Source organism: Streptomyces fractus (genome assembly GCF_049844455.1).
GTDB classification, from domain to species: domain Bacteria; phylum Actinomycetota; class Actinomycetes; order Streptomycetales; family Streptomycetaceae; genus Streptomyces; species Streptomyces fractus.
In genome coordinates this window covers 2,523,156-2,548,430 of sequence record NZ_JBMYHI010000002.1, presented here as the reverse complement: position 1 = coordinate 2,548,430, position 25,275 = coordinate 2,523,156, and the positions used below count along the sequence as shown (strand labels likewise).

Below are 25,275 nucleotides of genomic sequence, written 5' to 3'. Positions count from 1 at the left end.
TACGGGCAACGGGTGCAAGGCTGGGCTGGGCTGCAAGGAGTGCAGGGGTGGTGCAGGGGGTGCAGGGGGGTGCCCCTGTTGTGTATCAGGCGTCGCGCCCGCTCCCACCGGGAGGTGCTCGCTTCCCCGAACGCCCCTCGAACAATCCACGGTTCACGCGATGGTGCGATCATGTTCCGCCCCGTGGATGCCGGTTGACGGCCACGGGTAGGGCGGCGCTCATGACACACGAGTCCTCGCAGCCCTTCCGCCTGCCGCGCTTCTACATGCCGTACCGGGCCCGGCTCAATCCGCACCTGGACGAGGCGCGGGCCCATTCCACGGTGTGGGCCCGCGAGATGGGCATGCTGGAGGGCAGCGGCGTCTGGGACCAGGACGACCTCGACGCGCACGACTACGGCCTGCTCTGCGCGTACACGCACCCCGACTGCGACGGCCCGGCACTCTCCCTGATCACCGACTGGTACGTGTGGGTCTTCTTCTTCGACGACCACTTCCTGGACATGTACAAGCGCACGAATGACCGCGCGGCCGGCAAGGCGCACCTGGACCGGCTGCCGCTGTTCATGCCGATGGAGCTCGACACCCCCGTGCCCGAGCCGGAGAACCCGGTCGAGGCGGGCCTCATCGACCTGTGGCGGCGCACCGTGCCCGCCATGTCGATGGACTGGCGGCGCCGCTTCGCGGAGTCGACCGAGCACCTCCTGAACGAGTCCATGTGGGAACTGTCCAACATCAACGAAGGCCGGATCGCCAACCCCGTCGAGTACATCGAGATGCGCCGCAAGGTGGGCGGCGCCCCCTGGTCGGCGGGGCTCGTGGAGTACGCGACCGCCGAGGTCCCGGAATCCGTAGCGCGGTCGAGGCCGCTGCGCGTCCTCATGGAGACGTTCGCCGACGCGGTGCATCTGCGCAACGACCTCTTCTCCTACGAGCGCGAGGTCATGGACGAGGGCGAACTCTCCAACGGGGTCCTCGTGTTGGAGACCTTCTTCGGCTGTACGACACAGGAGGCGGCGGAAGCCGTCAACGACGTGCTGACCTCGCGGCTGCACCAGTTCGAGCACACCGCGCTGACCGAGGTGCCCGCCCTCTCCGTGGAGAAGGGGCTCGCGCCGGACCAGGTCGCCGCGATCGCCGCCTACGCGCGCGGGTTGCAGGACTGGCAGTCCGGCGGCCACGAGTGGCACATGCGCTCGAGCCGCTACATGAACAAGGAGGCCGCCGCGCGGTCCGGACCGCCCCTGGGTGGGCCGAGCGGGCTCGGGACCGACGCCGTGGACGTACGGGCGCTGCTCGACGATGTCGGCGCCGAGCGCCTGCGCGCGTACACGCACGTGCCGTTCCAGAAGGTCGGCCCCTCCCGGATCCCCGACATCCACATGCCGTTCCGGGTGCGGCTCAACCCGGAGCTCGACGGGGCCCGCGCGCGGCTGCTCCCCTGGACGCACCACATGGGCATCCTGGCGGAGGGCGTCTGGGACGAGGACAAACTCCGGGCCTACGACCTGCCGTTGTGCGCGGCGGGGCTCGACCCGGACGGGTCGGCGGAGGCGCTCGACCTCAGCTCCCAGTGGCTCGCCTGGGGCACCTACGGCGACGACTACTACCCGCTGATCTTCGGACACCGCCGGGACCCGGCCGCCGCCCGGCTGTGCACCGCGCGGCTCTCCGACTGCATGCCCGTGAACGGCGAGGAGACCCCGCCGCCGGCCAACGCCATGGAGCGCGGCCTCGCCGACCTGTGGCGGCGCACCACGGCAGGCATGACGGCGGAGCAGCGGCGCACCCTGAAGGACTCCGTCGAGGTCATGACGGAGAGCTGGGTGTGGGAGGTGGTCAACCAGCTCCAGCAGCGCATCCCCGACCCCGTCGACTACCTGGAGATGCGCCGCGCCACCTTCGGCTCCGACCTCACCCTGAGCCTGTGCCGGACGGGTCACGGACCCGCGGTGCCGCCTGAGATCTACCGCACGGGCCCGGTGCGCGCCCTGGAGAACTCGGCGATCGACTACGCGATGCTGGTCAACGACGTGTTCTCGTACCAGAAGGAGATCGAGTACGAGGGCGAGATCCACAACGCGATCCTGGTCGTGCAGAACTTCTTCGGCGCGGACTACCCGACGGCCCTCGGCATCGTGAACGACCTCATCACGCAGCGCATGCGGCAGTTCGAGCACATCGTCACGCACGAACTCCCCGTCCTCTACGAGGACTTCGGCCTCGACAAGGACGCGCGCACGGCCCTCGACGGCTACGTCGAGGAATTGCGGAACTGGACGGCGGGCATTCTCCACTGGCACCGGAACGTCGACCGGTACCGCGACGAGTGGCTCGCGGTCCGCGCCCACGGCTTCGTCCCCGGGCGCGTTCCGGCGTCTCCTGTGCCTCCGGTGCCGACGGTTCCGGTCGGTTTCAAGAACTGCACGTCCGGATTGGGCGATTCGGGGAACTTCGCTGGGGCGTCAGCCGTCTTGTGAGGTGAGACGGCCGTTCACTGCACGGCCGGACAAGACGGCCGCTCGCGGTCGTACAACGGGGACTTTGTGAGAACACACGGGGGTGTTCTTTTCATGACCGAAATCTTCGAGCGCATCACGGACAAAATCACCGGCGTCGAGGAGGCCGCGAGCGAGATCGCCGCGGCCGCCGTGGGGGAACTGGCGCCGTACGTGGCGCCGTTGACGGTGCCGCCGGTGCTGCGGCCCGACTCCGGTGACGTCCGGCAGGAAACGGAGATCGCGCTGCGGCCCACGTGGCAGCGGCTGCACCCGCAGCTCCCGCCGACACTGATGTGGGGCTACGAGGGGTCGGTGCCGGGCCCGACGATCGAGGTGCGGCGCGGGCAGCGCGTCCGCATCGCCTGGACGAACCGCATCCCGAAGGGCAGCGAGTACCCGGTGACGTCGGTGGAGGTGCAGACTCCGCCGACCCAGCCGGGGCAGGACCCGCCGCCCCCGCCGACCACGCTGCCCGGCCGCGGCGGCGTCGCGGCGAGCGCGGACGTGGCGGCGCTGCCCGCCTGGACCGTGACGCACCTGCACGGCGCGCAGACAGGCGGCGGCAACGACGGCTGGGCGGACAACGCGGTGGGCTTCGGTGACGCCCAGCTCTCCGAGTACCCGAACGACCACCAGGCGGTGCAGTGGTGGTACCACGACCACGCCATGAACATCACCAGGTGGAACGTGTACACCGGCCTCTACGGGGCGTACCTGGTCAGGGACGACGAGGAGGACGCCCTGGGGCTGCCCTCCGGGGAGCGGGAGATACCGCTGCTGCTCGCCGACCGGAACCTGGACACGGACGAGGACGGCAGGCTCAACGGCAGGCTGCTGCACAAGACCGTGATCGTCGACCCGGCGAACGAGGAGACGGGCAAGCCCGTCACCATCCCGTTCAGCGGCCCGTACACGACGGTCAACGGGCGGATCTGGCCCTACGCGCGGGTCGACGCGGGCTGGTACCGCTTCCGCCTGGTGAACGCGTCGAACGCGCGGATCTACAACCTGGTGCTCATCGACGAGGACGGCGACCCGCTGCCCGGCGTCGTGCACCAGATCGGCAGTGACGGCGGGCTGCTGCCGCGGCCCGTCCCGATCGACTTCGACGACACCCTGGCGACGCTGCCCGTCGCGCCCGCCGAGCGCATGGACCTGCTCATCGACTTCGCGTCCCTCGCGGGCAAGCGGGTGCGCCTCGTCGACAAGGGGCGGAACGAGGCACCGGGGGTGCCGGACGTGCCCGGCGACGTGCGCTACCCGCACGTCATGGAGTTCCGGGTGGGCGAGTGCGGCGACCCGGATCCGTTCGTGCTGCCCGAGGTGCTCTCCGGGTCCTTCCGGAAGCTCACCCACGACATCGAGCACGGGCACCGGCTGATCGTCCTGACACCGCCCGCGACCAAGGGCGGCGGCGGACACCCGGAGATCTGGGAGATGGAGGAGGTCACCGACGATTCCGAGGGGGCCGAGGACATCCAGGTCCCGGGCGACGGCGTCATCCAGCTCGTCGACGACAAGGGCGAGTTGAAGACGTACCGGCGCATCTCCCGGACCTTCAACGACGGGCTCGGCTTCACCGTCGGCGAGGGCACGCACGAGCAGTGGAGCTTCCTCAACCTCGCCGTGAACCCGCCGGTCGTGCACCCGATGCACATCCACCTCGCCGACTTCCAGATACTCGGCAGGGACGTGTACGACGCCTCCGGGTTCGACGTGAAGGTGGGCGGCACGGTCGAGCCGGTCGCGTTCGACCCGAACACGGTGATCCCGCTGCCGCCCAACGAGCAGGGGTACAAGGACGTGTTCCGGGCCCTGCCCGGCCAGATGCTGCGCGTCATGGGCAGGTTCGACGGGGCGTACGGCCGGTTCATGTACCACTGCCACCTCCTGGAGCACGAGGACATGGGCATGATGCGGCCCTTCGTGGTGATGCCGAAGGAGGCCATGAAGTTCGACCACGGGGCCGGGCACGGCGGTGGCCACGGGGGCCACTCCGGCTAACGGGGTGCCGGGGGCCGGCGTTCGAGCCGGGCCCCGGCAGTCTCACTCGTTCGTGGATCGTCGTGGGCGTGCGCGGAGGGTAGGGCTCTGGCCGTGGCCGAGTGAGCCAGGGACCGGAGGCGGGCGACCCGATGGAACAGACTGCGTTGCGGCCCAAGTCGATGCCGGGTTCCGGGGGCCGGGCATCGACCACGGCGTCGAGGCCGGGGCCGTCGGCCGACCCCCTGAGGAAGCGTGCGGGGGAGCCGAAGTCCGGCGGCAGGCCGCACGCCGCCCGTCGGCGCGGCAGGCGCCTGTGCGGCGTGCTGTGCGGGCTGCTGTGCGCCGTCCTGCTCGTCCTCGCGGGCATCGGCCTCGGCACCGTGGGAGCCACCGTCATCGGCATGAGCAAGCTCGCCGAACTGAAGCGGCAGGCCCCGCCGCCGAGCAGCCCCGCCCCCACGCCGAGCCCCAGCACGGCGCCCGCGCCGCCCGCGTCGCCCCTGTCGAGGGGCGGGCTCGGCGTCGAGGTCGTCGACGCTCCGAAGACGTCCGGCGCGCTCGTCGTGGCCGTGCACATTCCGGGCCCCGGCTACACGGGCGGCCTGGTCCGCGGCGACGTCCTGGTGGCCCTCGGCGCCCAGCGCGTCGGCTCCGCACTCGACCTGGCGGCGCACGTGGCCGACGTGGCGGACACCCGGCCGGGACGACAGGTCGTGGTCACGGTCCGGCACGAGAACGGGCAACTGCAGAAGCTGGCGGTCACACCCGGGGTGATCACGTGACCGGTGGGGCGGGCGGTCGTGCACGCGCGCGTACGCAATCGCGCGGGATGGAGGGGTGCTCGGCCGCGCGCGCGTACGCAACGTGTGGGACGGATGGGCGGTCGGTCACGCGCGCGTACGCCACCGCGTGGCACGGACGGGCGGTCGGTCACGCTCGCGGACCCGCCCGGTGGATCCGGGTTCGGCGCGCGCCCCGCCCGCGGCGCCTGAAATCATGGGCAGAGGTCGGTCTCGCGCCGCCCCGCGCCGCCGGGCAGGATGGCTGCCCGTACGACGCCCGCACTTCCATGAGCGCCTACCCGTACGAAAGGCCAGGACATGACGACCGGTACCCCCGCGCCCTTCACCGCCGCCGACTACAAGGCCCGCATGGACCGTGCCGCGCAGTCCGCCGCCGACGCGGGGCTCGCAGGGGTGCTGGTCGCGCCGGGACCGGACCTCGTATGGCTCACCGGGTACCACGTGCCGGCCGACACCGAGCGGCTCACGCTCCTCGTGCTCGCGCCCGGCCAGGAGCCCACGCTCGTCGTGCCGACCCTGGAGGCGCCCGACGCCGCCAAGGCCGCGGGAGCCGACGCGATGACGCTGCGTGACTGGACCGACGGCAAGGACCCGTACGACGTCACGGCCCCGCTGCTCGACATGGCGGGCCGCTTCGGGGTCAGCGACAACGCGTGGGCGATGCACCTGCTCGGCCTGCAGAGGACGCTCCCGGAGACGTCATACGTATCACTCACCGAGGCCCTGCCCATGCTGCGAGGAGTGAAGGACGCCGCCGAGCTGGAGCGCCTCGCCGCCGCGGGCGCCGCGGCGGACGCCACGTACGAGGAGATCAAGAAGGTCGCCTTCGCGGGCCGCAAGGAGAACGACATCGCCCGCGAACTCTCCGACCTGCTCAAGCGGTTCGGGCACTCCCAGGTCGACTTCACCGTCGTCGGCTCGGGCCCCAACGGTGCCAACCCGCACCACGAGGCGAGCGACCGCGTCATCCAGGACGGCGACATGGTCGTGCTCGACTTCGGCGGCCTCAAGCACGGCTACGGTTCCGACACCACCCGCACCGTGCACGTCGGCGAGCCGACCGACGAGGAGCGCGAGGTGCACGACATCGTCCGGGAGGCGCAGACCGCGGCCTGTGACGCGGTGCGGCCGGGGATCGCCTGCCAGGACGTCGACCGGGTCGCCCGCAAGGTCATCACGGACGCCGGGTACGGCGAGTACTTCATCCACCGCACCGGGCACGGCATCGGCGTCACCACCCACGAACCGCCCTACATGATCGAGGGCGAGGAGCAGGAACTGGTGCCGGGCATGTGCTTCTCCGTCGAACCAGGCATCTACCTGCCCGGCCGGTTCGGCGTCCGCGTCGAGGACATCGTGACCGTCACCGAGGACGGCGGCCGGCGCCTCAACGCGACGGCGCGCGAGATGGCGATCGTGGGCTGAGCGGCCATGCCGTCGACGCCGCGGCAGCCCACTGCCGACGCCGTGCGCCGCGTCCTGGAAGCGATGCTTCCGGACGGGGTCGCTCCGCAGGCGCGCCCCGTCACCGAGGGCGGCGAGCACTCCACGTGGTGGGTGGGCAAGGCGCACGTGCTGCGCCTCGCCACCGACGGGGAGATGTCCACGCGGCTGCGGCGCGAGGTGCGCCTTCGCGACCTCGTACGCACCCACGTCCCGGTCGCCGTGCCCGCCTCCGTCGCGACGGGGGAGTGGGCGCCCGGCCTCGCCTGCACGCTGGACAAGCGCCTGCCCGGGGAGTCCGCCGAGGTCAAGGACGTCACCGCGGCAGGCGAGGAGGATCTCGCCGGGCTGCTCGCGGGGTTGCGTGACGTGCCGGTCGCGCGGACCGTGCCGATCGGCGTGCCGAAGGTGGCGCCGCGCTCCCTGGAGAGCCTGCGCCGCGAGGCCGGCGCCGCGGCCCTGAAGCTCGACGCGGACGGCGAGTTCGAGGCCGAGCGGCTCGATCAGCTCGCCGCGCGGGCCGTCGCGCAGCTCGTCCCGCAGCCCGACCCCGTGCTCGTCCACCACGACCTCAAGGGCGAGCATCTGACCGTGTCGGCGGACGGCCGGGTGCGCGGCGTCCTCGACTGGGCGGACGCGGCCGTCGGCGACGCCGCGGAGGACATCGCCGGGCTCACGATCGCGGTGGGCGCGCGCGCCGCGGTCCGCTCCGCGACGCTCGCGGGGTACGGGCCGCGGTCGTGCCTGCGAGGGCTGTGGCTGGCCCGGTGCGATGTCCTGGTGCGGCTCGGCGACCGGCTGTACGGGGCCGACGACAGCCCTGTGGGCCTGCTGCGGGCGCAGCTGGAGCGGGCGTGGGAGGCGATCCTGCTGGAGCTGGTCTCGGAGGGCTGATCCTGCCTCTTGCCCGCTCCCGGCCCCGCCTCCTGCCTGCTCCCGCCCCCGCCAACTGCCCGCTCCCGCCTCCCGCCTCCCGCCCGCTCCCGCCTCCCGCCCGCTCCTGTGCCTACCCCTCTCCCCGTCGCCGCCCTCCTGTCCGCTGCTACGGCGCCTCGGCGACTACGCAGGACTCCGCCGGGACGGTCAGCACCCCGTCCCTGCCCGGCAGTTCCACCGGCTCCCACGCGGCGAGCAGCCGTGCCACCGGGCGGCCCAGCGGGATCGACACCGGCACGTCCGACAGGTTCACCGCCACCCGCAGGTCACCGCGCCGGTAGGCGATCCACCGAGCCTGCTCGTCGTATGCGACCTTGACCGCCGCCAGATCCGGGTTCCGGAGGTCGGGGCGGGCGCGGCGCAGGGCGATGAGTTCGCGGTACCAGGCGAGCACGCGCGCGTGGTGGCCCGTTTCGCGTTCTTCCCAGCTCAGACAGGAACGCTCACGGGTCGCCGGGTCCTGGGGATCGGGGACGTCCTCCTCGGCCCAGCCGTGTGCCGCGAACTCCCGCCGCCTGCCCTTGCGTACGGCGTCGGCGAGAGCGGCGTCCGTGTGGTCGGTGAAGTACTGCCAGGGCGTGCTCGCCGCCCACTCCTCGCCCATGAACAGCATCGGCGTGAAGGGCCCGGTGAGCACGAGCGCCGCCGCGCACGCGAGCAGCCCGGGGCCGACGAGCGCGCCGAGGCGCTCGCCCTGCGCCCGGTTGCCGACCTGGTCGTGGGTCTGCGTGTAGGCGAGCAGCCGGTGCGCGGGGACGGTGGTGCGGTCCAGCGGGCGACCGTGGTGGCGGCCGCGGAACGTCGAGTACGTGCCGTCGTGGAAGAAGCCGTGGTCGAGCGTCTTGGCGAGCGCGGCCATCGGCCGGCGCGCGAAGTCCCCGTAGTAGCCCTGCCGTTCACCGGTGACGGCCGCGTGCACGGCGTGGTGCACGTCGTCGTTCCACTGCGCGTGCAGCCCGAGCCCGCCATCGGAGCGCGCGGTGATGACGCGCGGGTCGCCGAGGTCGGACTCGCCGATCAGGAACAGCGGCCGGCCGAGCTCCTCGGCGAGCGCGTCCACGGCCGCCGAGAGCTCCTCCAGGAACGGCAGGGCGCGCCGGTCGTGGAGTTCGTGGATCGCGTCGAGCCGCAGCCCGTCGATCCGGTAGTCGCGCAGCCAGGCGAGCGCGCTGCCGATCAGGTACGCGCGTACCTCGTCGGAGCCGGGCGCGTCGAGGTTCATCGCGCTGCCCCACGGCGTGTGGTGGGTGTCGGTGAAGTACGGGCCGAACGCGGGCAGATGGTTGCCGGAGGGGCCGAGGTGGTTGTGCACGACGTCGAGCACGACACCGAGCCCGTGCTCGTGCGCGCTGTCGACAAAACGCTTCAGCGCCTCGGGCCCGCCGTACGGCTCGTGCACGGCCCACGGGCCGACCCCGTCGTAACCCCAACCGTGCCGCCCCGGCATGGGGGACAGCGGCATCAACTCCACGTGCGTGACGCCCAGGTCGGCGAGGTGGCCGAGCCGCCCCGCGGCGGCGTCGAGGGTGCCCTCCTTCGTGTACGTGCCCACATGGAGCTCGTACAGGACCGCTCCGGTCAGTCCGCGCCCGGGCGGGTCGCCGCGCCACGCGTACCGCCTGTGGTCGACGACGGCGCTCAGGCCGTCCGGGCCGTCGGGCTGTCGCCGCGAGCGCGGGTCGGGCAGCACGGGCCCGCCGTCGACCGCGAACCCGTACCGCGTGCCGTCTTCGGCCTCGGCCTCGCCGGACCACCAGCCGTCTCCGCGGTACGGGTCGCGCGTCAACGCGCGCGTGGTGCTCCGTTCGTCCTCGGCGCCCCGCACATGGAGCGTTACCTGCTCGGCCTGTGGTGCCCACACCTCGAACTGCACGGACCGTTCCCCCTCGTGACCGGATGCCTGCCGACAGTGACGACTGGTACCCATGGTGCGTCAGTTGTGATCGACACGGGGCCGTTTTGCCTCGCTGGGGTACGCGTCACACGAAGTTGATGCGCTTCTGGACCACCGGGTACCCGGCCTTCGTGAAATTCGCCGCCATGGGGACGTTGCCCTCGTCCGTGGCGGCCGCGATGAACTCGGCGCCCCCGTTCGGCGAGGAAGTACGTCGTCTCCACCAGGAGGTCGTACGCGTAGCCGTGTCCGCGCTGTTCGGGCACCACGCCGATGAACCCGACGCACGGGCCCGAGGGATTGTGCGCGGGCACATGGAGGCGGGACGCGCATGCCCGCGTCCTCGGTCGCCGCCCTGCGCGGCTCTACCGCGGCCACGACCTCCGGCCGCTCGCGCCAGTCGGGCGGCAGCAGCAGGTCGTACTCGGTGCGGAACGGCGCCCGCCGCAACAGCTCGGCGCCACCCAGGTCCACTCCGGCCGGTACTCGCCGCCCTTCTTGACGGTGCGGTACACGGAGCCGACGAGGGCGCGGCCGACCAGGCCGGGGTCGTCGAGCGACTGGAAGAGGTGGGCGTCGGCCTCGGTGAGGGCGCGCACGACGAGGGGCCGGACGGCTGAGGTCAAGAACTCTCCTTGGGGAGCGGTCTGTTGGCGGCCGTGGCGCGCCGAACGTAACAGCGCGGGTCGGCTCACGCTCCCGGTTTTCTGGACACTGCGCCCTTCGCTGCCCGACAATTCCCGTTGTGACGTCCTCTTTTGAACACCACACGTACCCGGCTCGGCTCTCGGACGCCGAGCGGGACCGTGCGCTGAGGGTACTCAGGGACGGCGTCGCCCTCGGCAGGCTCTCGCACGACACGTTCGTGCGCCGCATGGAGCTGGTGTTCACCGCCCGCAGGACCGAGGACCTCGACCGGCTCACCGCCGATCTGCACCAGGAGAGCCGCTGGTCGCGGGCGCTGTTCGGCACCGTGGGCGCGGTTTCCGGGTTCACCGTGCGGCTGCGCAGGGCGTGGACCGTGGAGCGGCTGCCGAAGCTGCTGCTGCCGCCGGCCACCTCCCCGTACCCGCTGCGCATCGGCCGCGACCCGGCCAACGGGCTGCGGCTGAGCCACGACACGGTCTCGCGGGTGCACGCCGAGCTGAGCCGGCAGGCCGGGATGTGGGTGCTGCGCGACCTCGGCTCCACCAACGGCACGTCGGTGAACGGGCGGAGGGTGATCGGCGCGGCGGTCGTCCGGGACGGCGATCAGGTCGCCTTCGGGCGCATGGCGTTCAGGCTGTCCGCCGACTGACCCGGGGGCGCGTGCTCACCCGCGCGCGTGCCGTACTGCCGCCACCGTCGTCCGCGCCTGATGCTCTATCTGGTGGGCCACCGGCACCCACCGCGCGCCGAACCGCTCGGCGTACGCCTCGCACCACCGGGTGACGAGGGCGTCGAGGCGGGGCGCCGCCAGGTCGTCGGCCTCCTCCAGGACCCGCAGGAGCATCGCCGCGGCCCGCAGCGGAAGCCGCCGGGCGAACGCGTCGATGCTGCCGATGTACGCCATCGTGGCGTCCGGCGGCGGCGGTTGGACCCAGTCGTCCGCGAGCCCCGGCACCAGGCCGAGCGCCCAGCAGGCCGCCCCGAGGAGCGGTCCGCCGGTGTCGGGGAGCCGGGGCAGGGCCTCCGCGAGGATCTCCTCCACGAGCCGGGTGTCGCGGCTGAGCCGGGCCGACAGGCGCCGCAGCGCCCGCTCGGGCGCCGGGTGCAGGGCCGGGTCGTCCACCAGGTCGCTGGCCCACATCGGGACCTCCACGATCGCCGTGGAGCCGCCGTAGCGGTGCGCGTGGTGCCACGTCGACAGGCGGGCGTCGTCGGGCAGGCTCGGGAACGCGGCCTGCGCGTCCAGGTCCGGCATCACATGGACGCCACGCCCCGACGTCGGCCAGCCCGCCGCGTCCGACGCCCCGGTCTCCACCGGTATGTGCAGCTCGGCGGCCGACTTGGCGAAGGGCTCCGCGAGCCCCGGTATGTCGCGCGTCAACTGCACCCAGCTGCCGCCAAGTTCGGTGCCGTGCAGGGACACCTGGAGGTAGGGCCGCACCTCGTCGATCACGCCGACCAGGGTCTTCGTCTCCGGCGGGAGCCGGTCCGGGGGCAGCACCGACGGCGACCACTCCGGCTGCTCCGCGCCCGTGGGCCTGAAGAAGCCCCGGTGGTAGTCGAGCAGCGAGTGCGGCTCCGGAGCGTTGTGCAGGGCCGCGCCGTCCGGGTCCGCGCACAGCAGGAAGTGCCACGACCGGTCGGTTCGCAACTCCCGGTCGAAGAGCGCCTTTTCGGCCAGGTGCAGCGCCGTGGGGCCGCCCGTGGGCTCGTTGGCGTGCGCCCCCGCCACGATGAGGACGGCGCGTCGGTCGTGCCCTACGGACAGCAGGTGCAGGGGGCGCCCGCCACGCGAGGTCCCGACCTGGCGTAGGTGACACAGGTCGGGTCGGTGAGACGCCAGCTCCCGCGCTGACTGGGCCAACTCGGCCGAGGTGGGGTACCGCTGCTCCGTCAGGTGACTCACCCCCGTTGGTGCTCCCGGCGTCAGCAATCCGCAGTACCCCATGCTCCGCTCCATGTGTCAAGAAGGCCGATCCAGCGGCCCCGGGCCGCTCGGCAGGGGAGAGTTCACGCCACCGTGGCCCCCGTGCAGGTCAGACCCGTACGTCACCCTGAGTCACCGCTGTCACTCGTACGGTGGAACGGAGGCTGCGTGACGAAGGCCTCGGTGGTGCGCTGGGGGGAGCCGCGCGCAGCGACCGGTGCGCGCCCCGGTACAGAGTGGAGTCCCGCGGTGCTGTGCCCTTCCGGACCGGTCTCCTGTCCCGACGCACCGGGCTCCTACCCGCGCGAGGGGGCCGCGACGCAGCCTCCGAGCCTCGCCGCACCGCGGACCGCCCACGATCCGTTCCCGCTGTACCGAACCCTGCGGTCCACCCACCCGCTGCACCTCGACGAGCCCTTCGGCGCGTGGCTCCTCAGCCGCTACGTGGACGTGCGCACGGCGCTCGCCGACGCCCGGCTGGTCGCCCCGCCGCCCGGCCGCACCTTCGCCCACCTGGAAGCGGACACGCACACCGCCCAGCGAGCGCTCCTCGCTCCGGCCCTCCAGGGGCGCGTGTTGGCCACGTTGAAGGCGAGCGTGGAGCGCACCGCCTACGTGCTCGCGCGTCGTCTCACCGGGCGTCAAGAGGCCGACCTGGTCGAGGAGTTCTGCCACTGGCTGCCCGCCGTGGCCGTCGTCCGCGCGCTGGGCCTGCCCTACGAGGGCGCCGCCCACGTCGCCGCCCTGTGCCGCGGGGGGCTCACCCACCTGGGCGGCGCACCCGAGGCCCTGGACGCCTTCCTGCGCCCGCAGATCGCCCGCCGCCGCGCGCACCCGACGGACGACCTCCTGGGCGCCCTGTGCGCCGCGCGGGCCGACGGGCGGCCGCTGTCCGACGACACGGTCAGCGGGCTCGCCGCGACGTTCCTCGGCGCGGGCGGGGACGCCACCGCCCGCGCCCTCGCCGCGCTCCTCGCCAACCTCCTCGACCACCCCGAGCAGTTGGCGCTGGTGCGCTCCCGCCCCGAACTCTTCGACGCCGCCTGGGCCGAGTCGCTGCGCCGCGACCCCGCCGCGCACGTCGTCCTGCGCCGGGCCCTCGCGCCGGTCCCGGTGAGCGGCGGCACGATACCGGCGGGCGCCACGGTCGCGTGCCTGGTGGGGGCGGCGGGCAGGGACGCGACCCGGTTCGCCGACGCCGACCGCTACGACCTGTTCCGCGCGGCTCCCGGGCAGCTGGCCCACGGCACCGGGCGGCACCGCTGCCCGGGTGTCCAACTCGCCCGCCTCACCGCCGAGGCGGGCCTGCGCGCCCTGCTTACGGCGCTGCCGTCGATGGCGTGGGCGCCGGGCTTCAGGCCCGCCTACGAGGGCCTGCTCACCCGCTCTCCGGCGGCTCTTCGCGTACGTCTCGGCTGAGGCCCAGTACGTCGTCGTCCTCGTCGGCGCGCACGAGGAGGGCCACGGGGAGGTGAGCGAAGAGTTCGGCCACGCGCGCGTGGCCGGTGAAGCGGCGGCCGGGGGCGAGCAGGTTGATCCAGGCGCCGTCAGGGAGGGAAAGTTCCGTGGTCCGCCAGCCGCCGGCGTCGGCGAGCCGCAGGGAGAGGCGGGTCACGGCGACGACGACGCGGCCCGAGCGCGCGTAGGCGACGCAGTGCGCCTCGCCGGGGCCTCGTGCGGCCAGCGGCCTGTAGTCGGCGGCGGCGCCGAACCAGTCGGGGCGGGCGCGGCGCAGGCGCAGTGCCACCTGCGTGAGGGCGGCTTTGGTGCTGTGATCGTCGGGAGCGAGGCGGGCGGGGGTCCGGTTGTCGGGGTCCACCAGGGCCCGGTACTCGTGCTCCGTGTCCTGGTAGAGGTCCGGCACCCCCGGCATCGTGAGGTGGACGAGGGCGGCGCCCCAGATGTTCGCCCGCACGTGAGACTTCAGGGTGTCCATGAAGCGCAGGACCTCGTCGCCCGGCGGGCCGCAGGGGCCCGAGGCCACGAAGTCCTCCACCGCCCGCTCGTAGCCCGCGTCCTGTTCCGTCCACGTCGTGAACAGGCCCGCCTCGCGCGCGTGCTTGAGCATCGCCTGCTGGACGCGCGCCGGGTCGGCGGGGCCGAGCCCTGCGACGGTCTGCCAGGCGGCCCAGGCCAGTTGGGGACCGGGGGCGTCGGCGCCGCCGCCGTGTGCGGTCAACTTGGTGACCTGCGCGAGCAGCGTCTCCCACCGCTCGGGGCACTGGGTGAGGACGCTGATCCCGGCGCGTACGTCCGCGCTGCGTTTCGTGTCGTGCGTCGACAGGGCGGTGGAGGTGGCGGGCCAGTCGCGCTGCACGCGCGCGCAGTACGCGTGGAACTCCTGGGCGGACACGGCGGGGCTCGCGGGTGAGCCTCCCACTTCCAGGGCCGACAGCAGCGGCGTGCAGCGGTAGAAGGCGGTGTCCTCCACCGACTTGGCGCGCAGCGCGGACGCCGTCTGGGCGAACCGGTCACGAAACGCCGCGTGGTCCTGGCCGGTACCGCGCCGCCCCAACGCCAGCTCGCGGACGGCGTCGACCGCGCGCGCCTCCTCGGGCACCGCGAACACGGCCTTCGCCTCGTCGGCCGCGGACGGCGTCAGAACCGTCTCGGGGGCGTCGCCGCCGCCCGCGTAGGGCCGGTAGACGGGAACCCGCACCAGGAGCTCGCACAGCGCCGTACGCAGCGCCCAGGGGGCGTGGTCGCGCAGCTCCAGGTCTTCGGCGCACAGGGCGGTGGCCTCGCGGGTGAGCCGGTCGACCTCGGCGGCCAGCTCGTGCCGTACGACGTGGTGGGCGGACCGCCGCACGGTTTCCTCCCAGACACCGCCCAGGTCGGCCGCGGCGCCCGTGAACCGGCGGAAAGCGCCCAGGAGTTGATCGGCGCCCGCCGGGTCCGTGAACAGCCCGTCGATGTGCCGCAGCGCGTCATACCCGGTCGTGCCCGCCACCGGCCATCCGGCGGGCAGGTGCTCCGCGTCCTCCAGGATCTTCTCGACGACGGTCCACCGGCCCCCGCTCGCCTCACTCAACCGCAGCAAATAGCCACCAGGATCGGCGAGCCCGTCCGGGTGGTCGATCCGCAACCCGTCGACCACCCCCTCATCCAGCAGCGACAGCACCGTGCGATGGGTCGCCTCGAAGACCTCCGGATCCTCCACCCGTACGGCGATCAGATCCGAGATCGTGAAGAACCGCCGGTAGTTCAGCTCGGTACGCGCGAGACGCCACCACCCCAGCCGGTACCACTGTGCGTCCAACAACTCGGCGAGCGGCAGGGACGCGGTGCCCTCCCGCAGCGGAAACGCGTGCTCGTAGTAGCGCAGCACGTCCCCGTCCACCGTCAGGCGCTCCATCTCCCGGCCCACCGGACCGCCCAGCACCGGCAGCAGCACCCGGCCGCCCTGCGCCTCCCAGTCGATGTCGAACCAGCGCGCGTACGCGGACGAGGGCCCCTCCCGCAGCACCTCGCGCAGCGCCCGGTTGTGGGCAACGGCCGCCGCCATGTGGTTGGGCACCAGGTCCACGATCAGGCCCAGGCCGTGCTCGTGCGCCGTGCGGGCCAGCTCCCGCAAGCCCTCCATGCCGCCCAGCTCACCACGCACGCGCGCGTGGTCCACCACGTCATAGCCGTGCGTCGAGCCGGGCACCGCCTCCAGGACCGGCGACAGATGCAGATGGGAGACCCCCAAGGAGGCCAGATACGGGACCGCCGCCGCGGCGGCGGCGAACCCGAAGTCCGGTTGCAGCTGGAGCCGATACGTCGCCGTGGGCGTCGCGGGGGTCGGCGGCGCGGGCGGTGTCGGGCGCTGAGGCGTCATACGAAGCTACGTACCCGCGCCGCCGCCTTTCGTGTCATCACCGCATGCATACGCGCACGCGTGCCTCGTTAACGTCGGACGATGCCTGGTACACGGGGTACGACATCCAACACGGCCGGTGGAACGCTCGACGCGTACCGCCGGGTGCTCGCGGCGACGGGGCGCCCGCTGCCCGTCGTGTCGTTCCTCGGACGGCTGCCGGTCGCGGTGATCCAGTTCGGCAGCGTCCTCCTGGTGACCCGCACCAGTGGCTCGCTCGCCACCGGAGGCGTCGTCGCCTGCGCCCTCGCACTCGGCCAGGTGGCCATGGGGCCCTTCGTCGGGCGGCTCGCGGACCGGCGCGGGCAGCGCCCCGTCGTCCTCTGCTTCGCACTGTTCAACGGGCTCGCGATCGCCGCCTACACGCTGGGCGCCCTCGCGGGCCTGCCGACGGCCGTGCTGATCGCGCTCGGCGTCCTCGCCGGCGCCACGGTCCCCGGGATCGGCCCGCTCGCGCGGGCCCGCGGTGTCGCCCTCGTACGCCGTGAGAGCGCAGACGGCCGGGCGGACGAGCGGGTGGTGAACGCCGTGCTGTCCCTGGAGTCGACCATGGACGAACTCAGCTTCGTCCTCGGCCCGGCGCTCATCGGGATCGCCTCCGTAGTGGCACACCCCGCCTACGCGTTCGGCGCCGCCGCGCTCCTCGTCGCCGTCTGCGGCACCGCGTTCGCGCTGCACCCGACCGCGACGGCGGTGCCGCCCGCCCCGGCGAGGACGCGGCCACGCGCGCGTGCGGACCGGCCACGGCTGCCGCGCCAGGTCCACGAGGTGCGCGCCGGGCTCGTCCTCCTCGGCGTCCTCCTCGGCGGCTGCGGCGCCGGAATCACCGCGCTCACCGAGGAGTTGGGGCACGGCGACCAGGCGGGCCTCGTCTACGCCGCGATGGGCGTCATGAGCGCCGTCGTCGGCCTGTCCATGGCGGCCGTGCCCGCCCGGTTCACGCTGCGGGCACGCTGGCGCGTCGCCACGGCGGCGGCCGCCCTCCTGTCGCTCCCGCTCCTCGTCACGCACTCCATGGCGCTCCTGTACGTCGCGGTGACCGTCTTCGGCGCCCTGTTCGCCCCGAACCTGATCACCGGCTTCGGGCTCACCGAACAGGCCGTGCCGCGCGAACGGCTCGGCGAGGGCATGACGGCAGCCGTGAGCGCGTTCGTCGGCGGACAGGCCGTCACGCTCGCCGTGGCGGGCCGTCTCGCGCAGGCCCACGGGGCCGCCGCGGCCTTCGCGGTGGGCAGCCTGGCCGCCGGGCTCGCCTTCCTCGTCGCGCTGCGCATACGGCCCCTCCAGACGCCCGGCGAGACGGTCACACCGGCCGTTGCAGCACCGTGAGGCTGCGGCCCTCCAACGTGACCCGGTCTCCGGCCTGCACCTTCGGCCCCTCGCCCGCCGAAAGCCCGTCGGGCAGCGCCGTGTCGACGACGGCCTGCCACTGACGCCCGTGGTCGACCGGGACCACGAACTCCTGTGGCTGCGGCGAGGCGTTGAACAGCAGCAGGAACGAGTCGTCCTGGATGCGCTCGCCGCGCGCGCCGGGCTCCGAGATCGCGTTGCCGTTGAGGAACACGGACAGGGCGCGGGCCTGCGCCGCCCCCCAGTCCTGCTGCGTCATCTCCTCGCCCTCCGGGGTGAACCACGCGATGTCCGACAGGTCGTCGTGCGTGCCCTCGACCGGCCGGCCGTGGAAGAAGCGCCGCCTGCGGAACACCGGATGCTCGCGGCGCAGCCGCACCATCGCGCGCGTGAACTCCAGGATCGGGTCCGGTGTGGCGTCCGGGTCGGCCCAGCGCACCCACGCCACCTCGTTGTCCTGGCAGTAGGCGTTGTTGTTGCCGCCTTGGGTGCGCCCGAACTCGTCGCCGTGGCTGAGCATCGGGACGCCCTGCGACAGCATCAACGTAGCGATGAAGTTGCGCATCTGACGGTCCCGCAGGTCGAGCACCGCCGCGTCGTCGGTCTCGCCCTCGGCGCCGCAGTTCCATGAACGGTTGTGGCTCTCGCCGTCGCGATTGCCCTCCCCGTTGGCGTCGTTGTGCTTGTCGTTGTACGACACCAGGTCGCGCAGGGTGAACCCGTCGTGGCAGGTCACGAAGTTGATGGAGGCGAGCGGGCGGCGCCCGTCGTCCTGGTAGAGGTCCGACGAGCCGGTCAGCCGGCCCGCGAACTCGGCGAGCGTGCGCGGTTCGCCGCGCCACAAGTCCCGTACGGTGTCGCGGTACTTGCCGTTCCACTCCGTCCACAAGGGCGGGAAGTTCCCCACCTGGTAGCCGCCCTCGCCGACGTCCCAGGGCTCGGCGATCAGCTTCACACGGGAGACCACCGGGTCCTGCTGCACCAGATCGAAGAACGACGACAGGCGGTCCACTTCGTGGAACTGCCGGGCCAGGGTGGCGGCCAGGTCGAAACGGAACCCGTCGATGTGCATCTCCTCGACCCAGTAGCGCAGCGAATCCATGATCATCTGGAGTACGTGCGGGGACCGCATCAGGAGCGAGTTTCCCGTCCCCGTGGTGTCCATGTAGTAACGCGGGTCGTCGGTCAGCCTGTAGTAGGACGGATTGTCGAGGCCCTTGAAGGACAGCGTCGGACCCAGGTGATTTCCTTCGGCAGTGTGGTTGTAGACGACGTCCAGAATGACTTCGATTCCGGCCTGATGCAGCGCCCGCACCGCGGACTTGAACTCCAGTACCTGCTCGCCGCGGTCGCCCCACGACGCGTACATGTTGTGCGGGGCGAAGAAGCCGATCGTGTTGTAGCCCCAGTAGTTGTTCAGCCCCATCTCGACCAGCCGGTGGTCGTTGACGAACTGGTGCACCGGCATCAACTCCAGTGCCGTGACGCCCAGTTCCGTGAGGTGATCGATGATCGCCGGATGGGCGAGCGCCGCGTACGTGCCGCGCAGCTCCTCAGGGAGCGAGGGGTGCCGCATCGTCAGGCCCTTCACATGCGCCTCGTAGAGCACCGTCTCGTGGTACTCCGTGCGCGGCAGCCGGTCGTCGCCCCAGTCGAAGTACGGATTGACCACCACCGACGCCATCGTGTGCGGCGCCGAGTCCAGGTCGTTGCGCTCGTCCGGCGCGTCGAACGGATAGCCGTACACCGATTCGTTCCAGTCGATCCGCCCGCTGATGGCGCGCGCGTACGGGTCGAGGAGCAGCTTCGCCGAGTTGCAGCGCAGCCCGCGCGCGGGCTCGTACGGCCCGTGCGCCCGGTACCCGTAGCGCTGCCCCGGCATGATCCCCGGCAGATACGCGTGCCGCACGAAGGCGTCGGCCTCCCGCAGCTCCACCGCGGTCTCCGAGCCGTCGTCGTGCAACAGGCACAGCTCGATACGGTCGGCGGCCTCCGAGAAGACCGCGAAGTTCGTCCCGGCGCCGTCGTACGTGGCACCCAATGGATACGCCTGTCCTGGCCAGACCTGCATGCTGACGACTCTTCCTTCCCCAAGTCCTCAACCATGGTCGAGCAGGGGACACCCCAGTGGCCCGGCGGTCCGGGCGGCATCGGACACTCCTTTCCCGAAAGTGAAGCAACCACACGGCAGTTGGCGCCCTCTTACTCCAAGACCACGTCGGACCGGCATGCCCTCGACCGGGGCTGCCGGGGAAGTTGGGGGAAGATGTGCGGACAACGGTAAGACGCCATCTCGGGAAGCTGATGGCGGTGGTGGCGCTCGCGGTAGCGGGCGGCGCCTTCGCGGTCGGCGTGACACTGCCGGACGACGGCGGGAGCGACATCAGCAGGGCGGGTGCCGCGCGGCAGGACGCGGTGGCCCCCGAGGGCACCGTGGAGCCCGCGCCCGCCGAGAGCGCGAAGGGGGTGGGGCGCGATCCGCTCACGGACGCCGAGACGGAGCGCGCCGAGAAACTGGCGACGGCGGGGAACGGCCTGCGGATGGACGCGCGGGACGTGGAGGGCGACCGAGGCCCCCAGCACCTGTCGACGAACCTGACGGAGGTCGACCCCGGCCTCAGTGACGCCGCCGCGGGCGAACGCCGCGCCGACGTCGTGTACTACGACTACAAGAGCGACTCCGTCGTCACGAAGACGGTGAACCTCGACACGGGGAAGGTCGAGGACAGCAGGACCGACCAGGGCGTACAGCCGCCGCCCGCCCAGGACGAACTGGCAGAAGCGGCACAGCTGTTGATAGCGGACCCGCTGGGCGCCGATCTGAAGGGCGACTACAAGGACGCCACCGGCAAGCAGCTCACGAAGCCGGACCAACTGCAGCTGAGCGGCATGGTGTTCCGCAAGAAGACCGTCGCGAACGTCCCCGCCGGCCTCAAGGAATGCGGCGAGCACCGCTGCCTGCGTGTCATCACCAAGGTCGTCAACGGACCGTGGATCGACACCCGCGCCCTCGTCGTCGACCTGAGCGCCCGCACCGTCTCCCGCCTCGGCTGAGGACTCCGCCGACCTCTCCTCCATGAAGGAGCGCTTCCGTATGCACGTCAACAGAGTTCCGCGCGCCCGCAAGAGGCCCGCACTCGCGGTCGCGGGCCTCGCGGTCACCGCGCTGCTCACCGGCCTCTTCGCCACCGCACCCGCCGCCACGGCCGCCCCGCCACAGGCGCCCGCGGCCGCCGCGCCCGCCTGCTCGGACGCGTACCGCATCGAGCAGACCCTCGACGGCGGCACCACCTGGCGCATGTGCTGGCACTACAACACGCTGTCGGGGCTCGTCCTGGACGACGTCAGCTACCAGCCCAAGGGCGAGGCGCAGCCCATCCGCGTCCTCACCAGCGCACGGCTCGCACAGGTCCATGTCCCGTACGACGACGGGGAGGCCGAGTACGACGACGTCACCGGCACCGACTTCGGGCAGGCCCTGCAGAACCTGAAGCCCGGTGAGTGCCCCGGCGGCACCATCAAGACCGTCAAGGTCCCCGACATGGGCACCGTGAAGGGGCTGTGCACGACCACGCGCTCGCGCGGGCACGCGTACCGGCTGAGCGACGACGACTCGACCGGCGGCAGCGGCAAGGTCTACAGCGCCCAGGGCAAGGACCTGCTCGTCTACACGGTCAACAAGGCGTCCTGGTACGAGTACATCACCGAGTGGCGCTTCGCCTCCGACGGCACCATCACGTCCAACGAGGGCGCCACCGGCAGCCTCTCCCCGTACGACTACGACGGCACCGACGGCAAGGGCTGGCCCATCGGCAAGGGCGCGAACGCCTACGCCGAGAGCCACAGCCACAACGTCTTCTGGAGGCTCAACTTCGGCCTGGACGGCTCGCCCAAGGCCAAGGTCGAGCAGTACGACTCCAAGGTGACGCCGCCGCGGGGCGACGGATCGCCCACCACGAAGACGACCCGCACCCCCGTCACCAAGGAACTCGCGGGCGACATGTTGGACATGCGGTGGTGGCGCGTGGTCTCCACCGCGGGCAAGAACAAGGACAACCACCCCAGGTCGTACGAGTTCGTGCCCGGCCGCTCCAACCGGTTCCCCGGACGCGCCTTCACCAAGCACGACGTCTACTTCACCGAGTACAAGAAGTGCGAGCAGTACGCGAGCGACAACCCGGCGGCGAACTGCGGCGGCACGAGCGTCAACAAGTGGGTGAACGGCCAGACACTCACGCACCCGATCACGTGGGTCAACATCGGGTTCCACCACATCGCCCGTGACGAGGACCAGCAGCCCATGCCGGTGCACTGGCAGGGCTTTTCGCTCGCCCCCAGGGACGTGACCGCTATGAATCCGCTCACTCCCGCCGACCTCGCGGGGCAGAACGGGGTTCCCCGGAACGGCAGTTGAGAAACCGGCGGCTTCATCCGGCTGCATCGCCGCCCGCTCCCGGAGTACCCTTCCTTGATCGTTGCTGGGGGCTGTCTTCCACAAGCCCGGGAGCGACAAGTTCGGGCACGACATACGCGGGGGAGCGGAAGGCGGTGCGGAGCGGGTGAGCTCGGGAGGGCTGGAGCTGCCCCCTGGTGACGACGGTCACGAGGGCCAGGACAGCCAGGAGGCAGCCTCCACGGAGATCCCGCCCGGAGCGGTGTCGCTGGCCAGGCCCATGGACGTCGCGTCCCAGATCGGACCGGAGCTGGACTGGGGCGCCGACGCCTGGGGCGAGGTCCGTACGCGCGCGCAACGCGCGGGGCGGGCCTACATCTGGCTGAACCTGGTGGAGCAGCGGCTGCGCGCCGTCGTCGCCGCCGTGCTCCGCCCCGTCTACGCACCCGTGCACGGTGAGGACTGGGTGGTCGCGGCGGCGGGGCCCGCGGGGCAGGAGTGGGTGCAGCGGGCCGTCGCCGTGCGCGAGGTCAGCCGCCGCAAGGGCTATCTCCTCGACCCGGCCGACGACAACGTGCTGTCGTTCCTGACGCTGCCGCAGCTGCGCGAGCTGATGGTGCAGCACTGGCCGTGCTTCGAGCCGTACTTCGACGACCGCCGCGACGTCGAGCTCGCCCTGGACGAGCTGGAGGTCACGCGCAACGTGGTCTCCCGCAACCGTGCCCTCTCGGAAACGGTCCTCGCCCAGGCCGAGCGCGCCTCCTCCCGCCTCCTGGACATACTCGGCGCCGGATCAGACGTGCCCTCGGCCCGCCGGCTGCCCGTCGACGCCGTCGAGGAACTGGTCGGCGACCGGTACGCGGACGTGGTGGGGGTGCACTCGGACCGGGTCAGGCTGCTGCGCCAGTTCCCCGCCGAGGACCTCTTCGGCGAGGCGCGGCGCCTGGACGCCATCGGCATAGGCCTCAACCTGCTCGCGCAGAACTTCTCGGGCCGCCGCCTGGTCCGCCTCGCCGAGTCGGGCTGCCGCATACGGCTCCTCTTCCTCAACCCGGCGTCCAGCGCGGTCAAACGGCGCGAGAGGGAACTCGGGATCAAGCGGGGCGAGTTGAGCCGCTCCGTCGAGATGAACATCCTGCACATGCGCCGGGTCAGGGCCCGCCTCAGGGACCCCGGCGCCTTCGAGATCCGCGTCTTCGACGAGACGCCGCGCTTCAACGCCTACCTCGTCGACGGCGACGGCTCGGACGGCATCGCGGTCGTCCAGTCCTATCTGCGCAGGACGCGCGGGATGGAGGCGCCGGTCCTCGTGCTGCGCGGCGGGGGCCGCGTCGTCAAGGCGAGCGCGTCGAGGGACTCGGGGGAGAACGGCCTTTTCGTGACGTACCGCGACGAATTCGAGCAGACCTGGGCGGACGCGCGGCCGGTGTCGTAGCGGCCTCCCAGGGTGCCCCCGGGCGCTTCCGGGCCGGGCCCTGACGGGTGCCCGGCCGGATTGTCAGTGGCGCGTGCGAAGGTGGTGGTCATTGGGGGAACGCACCACGAGAAGGGGGCTGCCATGGGCTGGCACCGCGAGCTGCTGATCGGCTTCGACCTGGAGACGACCGGGACCGATCCGCGCGAGGCGCGCATCGTCACCGCCGCCGTCATAGAGGTGAAGGACGGCGCGGTCCTCGGGCAGCGGCAATGGCTGGCCGACCCCGGAGTGCCGATCCCCGAAGAGGCGATCGCGGTGCACGGTGTCACCAACGAGCGGGCGGCGGCCGAGGGCGAGCCGGCCGACCGGGTCGCCGACGCCCTCGCCGAGATACTGGTGGGCTACTGGCGCACGGGCGTCCCCGTGGTCGCGTACAACGCGACGTTCGACCTCACCCTGCTCTCCGCCGAGCTCGCCCGGCACGGACTGCCGTCGCTGCGCGAGCGCCTCGCGGGCGCCGAGCCGGGACCGGTCGTCGACCCCTACACGATCGACCGCACCGTCGACCGCTACCGACGGGGCAAGCGCAACCTCGAAGCGGTCTGCACCGAGTACGGCGTCCCGCTCGACGCGGCGCACGACGCCTCGGCGGACGCCCTGGCCGCGGCCCTGCTCGCCCGCGCGATAGGCGAGCGGCACGCGAAGGTCGCGCAGCTCGGCGCGGCCGAGCTGCATCGCAGACAGGTGGAGTGGTACGCCGAGTCGGCGGCCGACTTCCAGAACTTCCTGCGCCGCAAGGGGAATCCGGACGCGGTGGTGGACACGGTGTGGCCGATGCGGGTGCTCGACACACCGGCCGCCACGTAGCCGCTCCTCGCGCCTTTCGTGCCGCGGGGCCCGTTCAGAACGGGTACCAGCGCACCTCGGGGTCCCCGTCCCGCAGCGACGCCACCCGGCGACGGAACTCCGCCAGCGCCTTCGGGTTGGACGGCGCGTGCTGCGAGACCCACGCGCAGGACGCCGTCTCCCGCGCCCCGCGCAGCACCGCACATCCCTCCCACTCCCGTACATCCCACCCATACGCGGACACGAACCCGTCGTACGCCTCGGTCGGCAGCCCGTACCGGTCCCGCGACAGGGCCATCACGACCAGATCGTGCTCCCGCAGATCGGAGGAGAACGTCTCGAGATCGACGAGGACGGGTCCCTCGGGCCCGATGTGCACATTGCGCGGCAGGGCGTCACCGTGGATCGGCCCGGACGGCAGGTGCGGGGTCAGCGCCGCGGCGGCGGCCGCGAACCCGTCCCGCCGCTCGCGCAGATAGTCCGCGTCGGCCGGGTCGATCGCGTCGCCCGCGAGCCGCAGCCAGCGCTCGACCCCGCCGAGCAGCTCCCGCCGCGGCAGCTCGAAACCGGTCGGCACCGGCAGCGCGTGCACGAGCCTGAGCAGCTCCGCCAGGTCGCGCGGCTCGGCCGGGCGGACGGCCGCCGGGATCCGGTGCCACACGGTCACCGGGTGCCCGTCCACGACGAGCGCCTCGTCCTTCGCGGCGCGCACGGCGGGGACGCTGTGCCCGGCGAGGTAGGAGGCGATGGCCAGTTCGCGGCGGGCGCGATCGAGGAGTTCGGCGCCGCCGTGCTCGATGCTGCGCCCGATCTTGACGACGAGGTCGCCGGCGGCGAACACCGCGTTCTCGCCGAGCGCGAGCAGCTTCGCGGTTCGCGCCGCGTTGGTTCGCGCCGCGCCGTCGAGCACATCCGCCTGTGCCAGCACGTCCCGTGCTTGTGCCTCGTCCATCGTGTCGCCTCCCGCGTCATGCCTGGTACGGGGTCAGTCTCGCACTCGGTCGGGGGTGGGAATTCGTTGGACGGGACGTGGGGTGTTCGTTCAGCATGTGGGGCATGTGCAGCGCAGCCATGATGGCCGTTTCGGTGACCCGCCAGGTCCTGGGCTGCGCGCATGCTGTTCGGCTGCGCGTCGGCCCGGCGCTCTGACCGTCCCGGCCACGGGGCTCCGCCCCGGACTCCGCGCCTCAAACGCCGGTGGGGCTTGATTGCCCCCACCCGGCCCACGGTCAGGGCCCTCATCCGCCCAATTTCCTTACGGATGACAAGGAC

Annotated in this window: 17 protein-coding genes and 1 pseudogene; 12 read left to right on the top strand and 6 right to left on the bottom strand. The window is 72.3% G+C overall.

The window, feature by feature from the left end; all coding sequences use genetic code 11:
* Window positions 1-221 precede the first annotated feature (221 nt).
* The 5 genes from cyc2 to ACP4E5_RS13345 all read left to right on the top strand — a co-directional run bounded on the left by cyc2 (window position 222) and on the right by ACP4E5_RS13345 (window position 7,627).
* A complete protein-coding gene (gene cyc2, locus ACP4E5_RS13365) occupies window positions 222-2,480 on the top strand; it encodes a germacradienol/geosmin synthase Cyc2 (RefSeq protein ID WP_425828311.1) in 2,259 nt (752 codons plus the stop codon).
* 93 nt (window positions 2,481-2,573) lie between these two features.
* A complete protein-coding gene (gene phsA / locus ACP4E5_RS13360; protein ID WP_425828309.1) occupies window positions 2,574-4,505 on the top strand; it encodes an O-aminophenol oxidase PhsA in 1,932 nt (643 codons plus the stop codon).
* 131 nt (window positions 4,506-4,636) lie between these two features.
* On the top strand, window positions 4,637-5,269 hold the full coding sequence (locus ACP4E5_RS13355; RefSeq protein ID WP_425828307.1) for a PDZ domain-containing protein: 633 nt from the start codon (window positions 4,637-4,639) through the stop codon (window positions 5,267-5,269).
* A 318-nt stretch (window positions 5,270-5,587) separates the two neighbouring features.
* Window positions 5,588-6,715: an aminopeptidase P family protein gene (locus ACP4E5_RS13350; protein ID WP_425828305.1), complete on the top strand. Its 1,128-nt coding sequence runs from the start codon at window positions 5,588-5,590 to the stop codon at window positions 6,713-6,715.
* Between the two features lie 6 nt (window positions 6,716-6,721).
* Window positions 6,722-7,627 (top strand): aminoglycoside phosphotransferase family protein, encoded by a 906-nt coding sequence (locus tag ACP4E5_RS13345; protein WP_425828303.1) that lies wholly within the window; start codon window positions 6,722-6,724, stop codon window positions 7,625-7,627.
* A 148-nt stretch (window positions 7,628-7,775) separates the two neighbouring features.
* Here ACP4E5_RS13345 and treZ read toward each other — a convergent pair whose 3' ends face one another.
* Complete coding sequence (treZ, locus tag ACP4E5_RS13340) at window positions 7,776-9,542, bottom strand: malto-oligosyltrehalose trehalohydrolase (RefSeq protein WP_425828301.1); 1,767 nt, start codon at window positions 9,540-9,542, stop codon at window positions 7,776-7,778.
* 106 nt (window positions 9,543-9,648) lie between these two features.
* A pseudogene (locus ACP4E5_RS13335) lies at window positions 9,649-10,189 on the bottom strand (hypothetical protein).
* A gap of 119 nt (window positions 10,190-10,308) precedes the next feature.
* On the opposite strand from ACP4E5_RS13335, the gene ACP4E5_RS13330 reads away from it, so the two are divergent.
* Window positions 10,309-10,860, top strand: a complete 552-nt coding sequence (locus ACP4E5_RS13330) for an FHA domain-containing protein (protein ID WP_425828299.1) — start codon at window positions 10,309-10,311, stop codon at window positions 10,858-10,860.
* Between the two features lie 15 nt (window positions 10,861-10,875).
* Here ACP4E5_RS13330 and ACP4E5_RS13325 read toward each other — a convergent pair whose 3' ends face one another.
* Window positions 10,876-12,117: a M14 family zinc carboxypeptidase gene (locus ACP4E5_RS13325; RefSeq protein WP_425828297.1), complete on the bottom strand. Its 1,242-nt coding sequence runs from the start codon at window positions 12,115-12,117 to the stop codon at window positions 10,876-10,878.
* 189 nt (window positions 12,118-12,306) lie between these two features.
* On the opposite strand from ACP4E5_RS13325, the gene ACP4E5_RS13320 reads away from it, so the two are divergent.
* Window positions 12,307-13,557 carry a cytochrome P450 gene (locus ACP4E5_RS13320; protein WP_425828294.1) on the top strand — a complete coding sequence of 417 codons (1,251 nt, stop codon included), beginning with the start codon at window positions 12,307-12,309 and terminating at the stop codon, window positions 13,555-13,557.
* Here the strand turns inward: ACP4E5_RS13320 and treY are convergent.
* A complete protein-coding gene (gene treY, locus ACP4E5_RS13315; protein WP_425828292.1) occupies window positions 13,517-15,958 on the bottom strand; it encodes a malto-oligosyltrehalose synthase in 2,442 nt (813 codons plus the stop codon). The genes ACP4E5_RS13320 and treY overlap by 41 nt on opposite strands.
* An 81-nt stretch (window positions 15,959-16,039) precedes the next feature.
* Between treY and ACP4E5_RS13310 the strand changes: the two genes are divergently transcribed.
* Window positions 16,040-17,326: an MFS transporter gene (locus ACP4E5_RS13310; RefSeq protein WP_425828290.1), complete on the top strand. Its 1,287-nt coding sequence runs from the start codon at window positions 16,040-16,042 to the stop codon at window positions 17,324-17,326.
* On the opposite strand, the gene glgX is transcribed toward ACP4E5_RS13310, so the two are convergent.
* Window positions 17,301-19,418 carry a glycogen debranching protein GlgX gene (gene glgX, locus ACP4E5_RS13305; protein ID WP_425828288.1) on the bottom strand — a complete coding sequence of 706 codons (2,118 nt, stop codon included), beginning with the start codon at window positions 19,416-19,418 and terminating at the stop codon, window positions 17,301-17,303. The two genes, ACP4E5_RS13310 and glgX, sit on opposite strands and share 26 nt — an antisense overlap.
* A 233-nt stretch (window positions 19,419-19,651) precedes the next feature.
* On the opposite strand from glgX, the gene ACP4E5_RS13300 reads away from it, so the two are divergent.
* The 4 genes from ACP4E5_RS13300 to ACP4E5_RS13285 all read left to right on the top strand — a co-directional run bounded on the left by ACP4E5_RS13300 (window position 19,652) and on the right by ACP4E5_RS13285 (window position 24,024).
* On the top strand, window positions 19,652-20,401 hold the full coding sequence (locus tag ACP4E5_RS13300) for a Tat pathway signal sequence domain protein (RefSeq protein WP_425828286.1): 750 nt from the start codon (window positions 19,652-19,654) through the stop codon (window positions 20,399-20,401).
* A 40-nt stretch (window positions 20,402-20,441) separates the two neighbouring features.
* Window positions 20,442-21,761, top strand: coding sequence for a copper amine oxidase (locus ACP4E5_RS13295; RefSeq protein WP_425828284.1), 1,320 nt, complete (start codon window positions 20,442-20,444; stop codon window positions 21,759-21,761).
* Window positions 21,762-21,906: 145 nt separating this feature from the next.
* The gene (locus ACP4E5_RS13290; protein WP_425828282.1) at window positions 21,907-23,175 is read left to right on the top strand and encodes an SAV2148 family HEPN domain-containing protein; all 1,269 of its coding nucleotides are present in this window, start codon (window positions 21,907-21,909) and stop codon (window positions 23,173-23,175) included.
* Window positions 23,176-23,298: 123 nt separating this feature from the next.
* The gene (locus tag ACP4E5_RS13285; protein ID WP_425828280.1) at window positions 23,299-24,024 is read left to right on the top strand and encodes a 3'-5' exonuclease; all 726 of its coding nucleotides are present in this window, start codon (window positions 23,299-23,301) and stop codon (window positions 24,022-24,024) included.
* A 34-nt stretch (window positions 24,025-24,058) separates the two neighbouring features.
* Here the strand turns inward: ACP4E5_RS13285 and ACP4E5_RS13280 are convergent, their stop codons facing one another.
* Complete coding sequence (locus ACP4E5_RS13280) at window positions 24,059-24,955, bottom strand: phosphotransferase enzyme family protein (protein ID WP_425828278.1); 897 nt, start codon at window positions 24,953-24,955, stop codon at window positions 24,059-24,061.
* Window positions 24,956-25,275 lie beyond the last annotated feature (320 nt).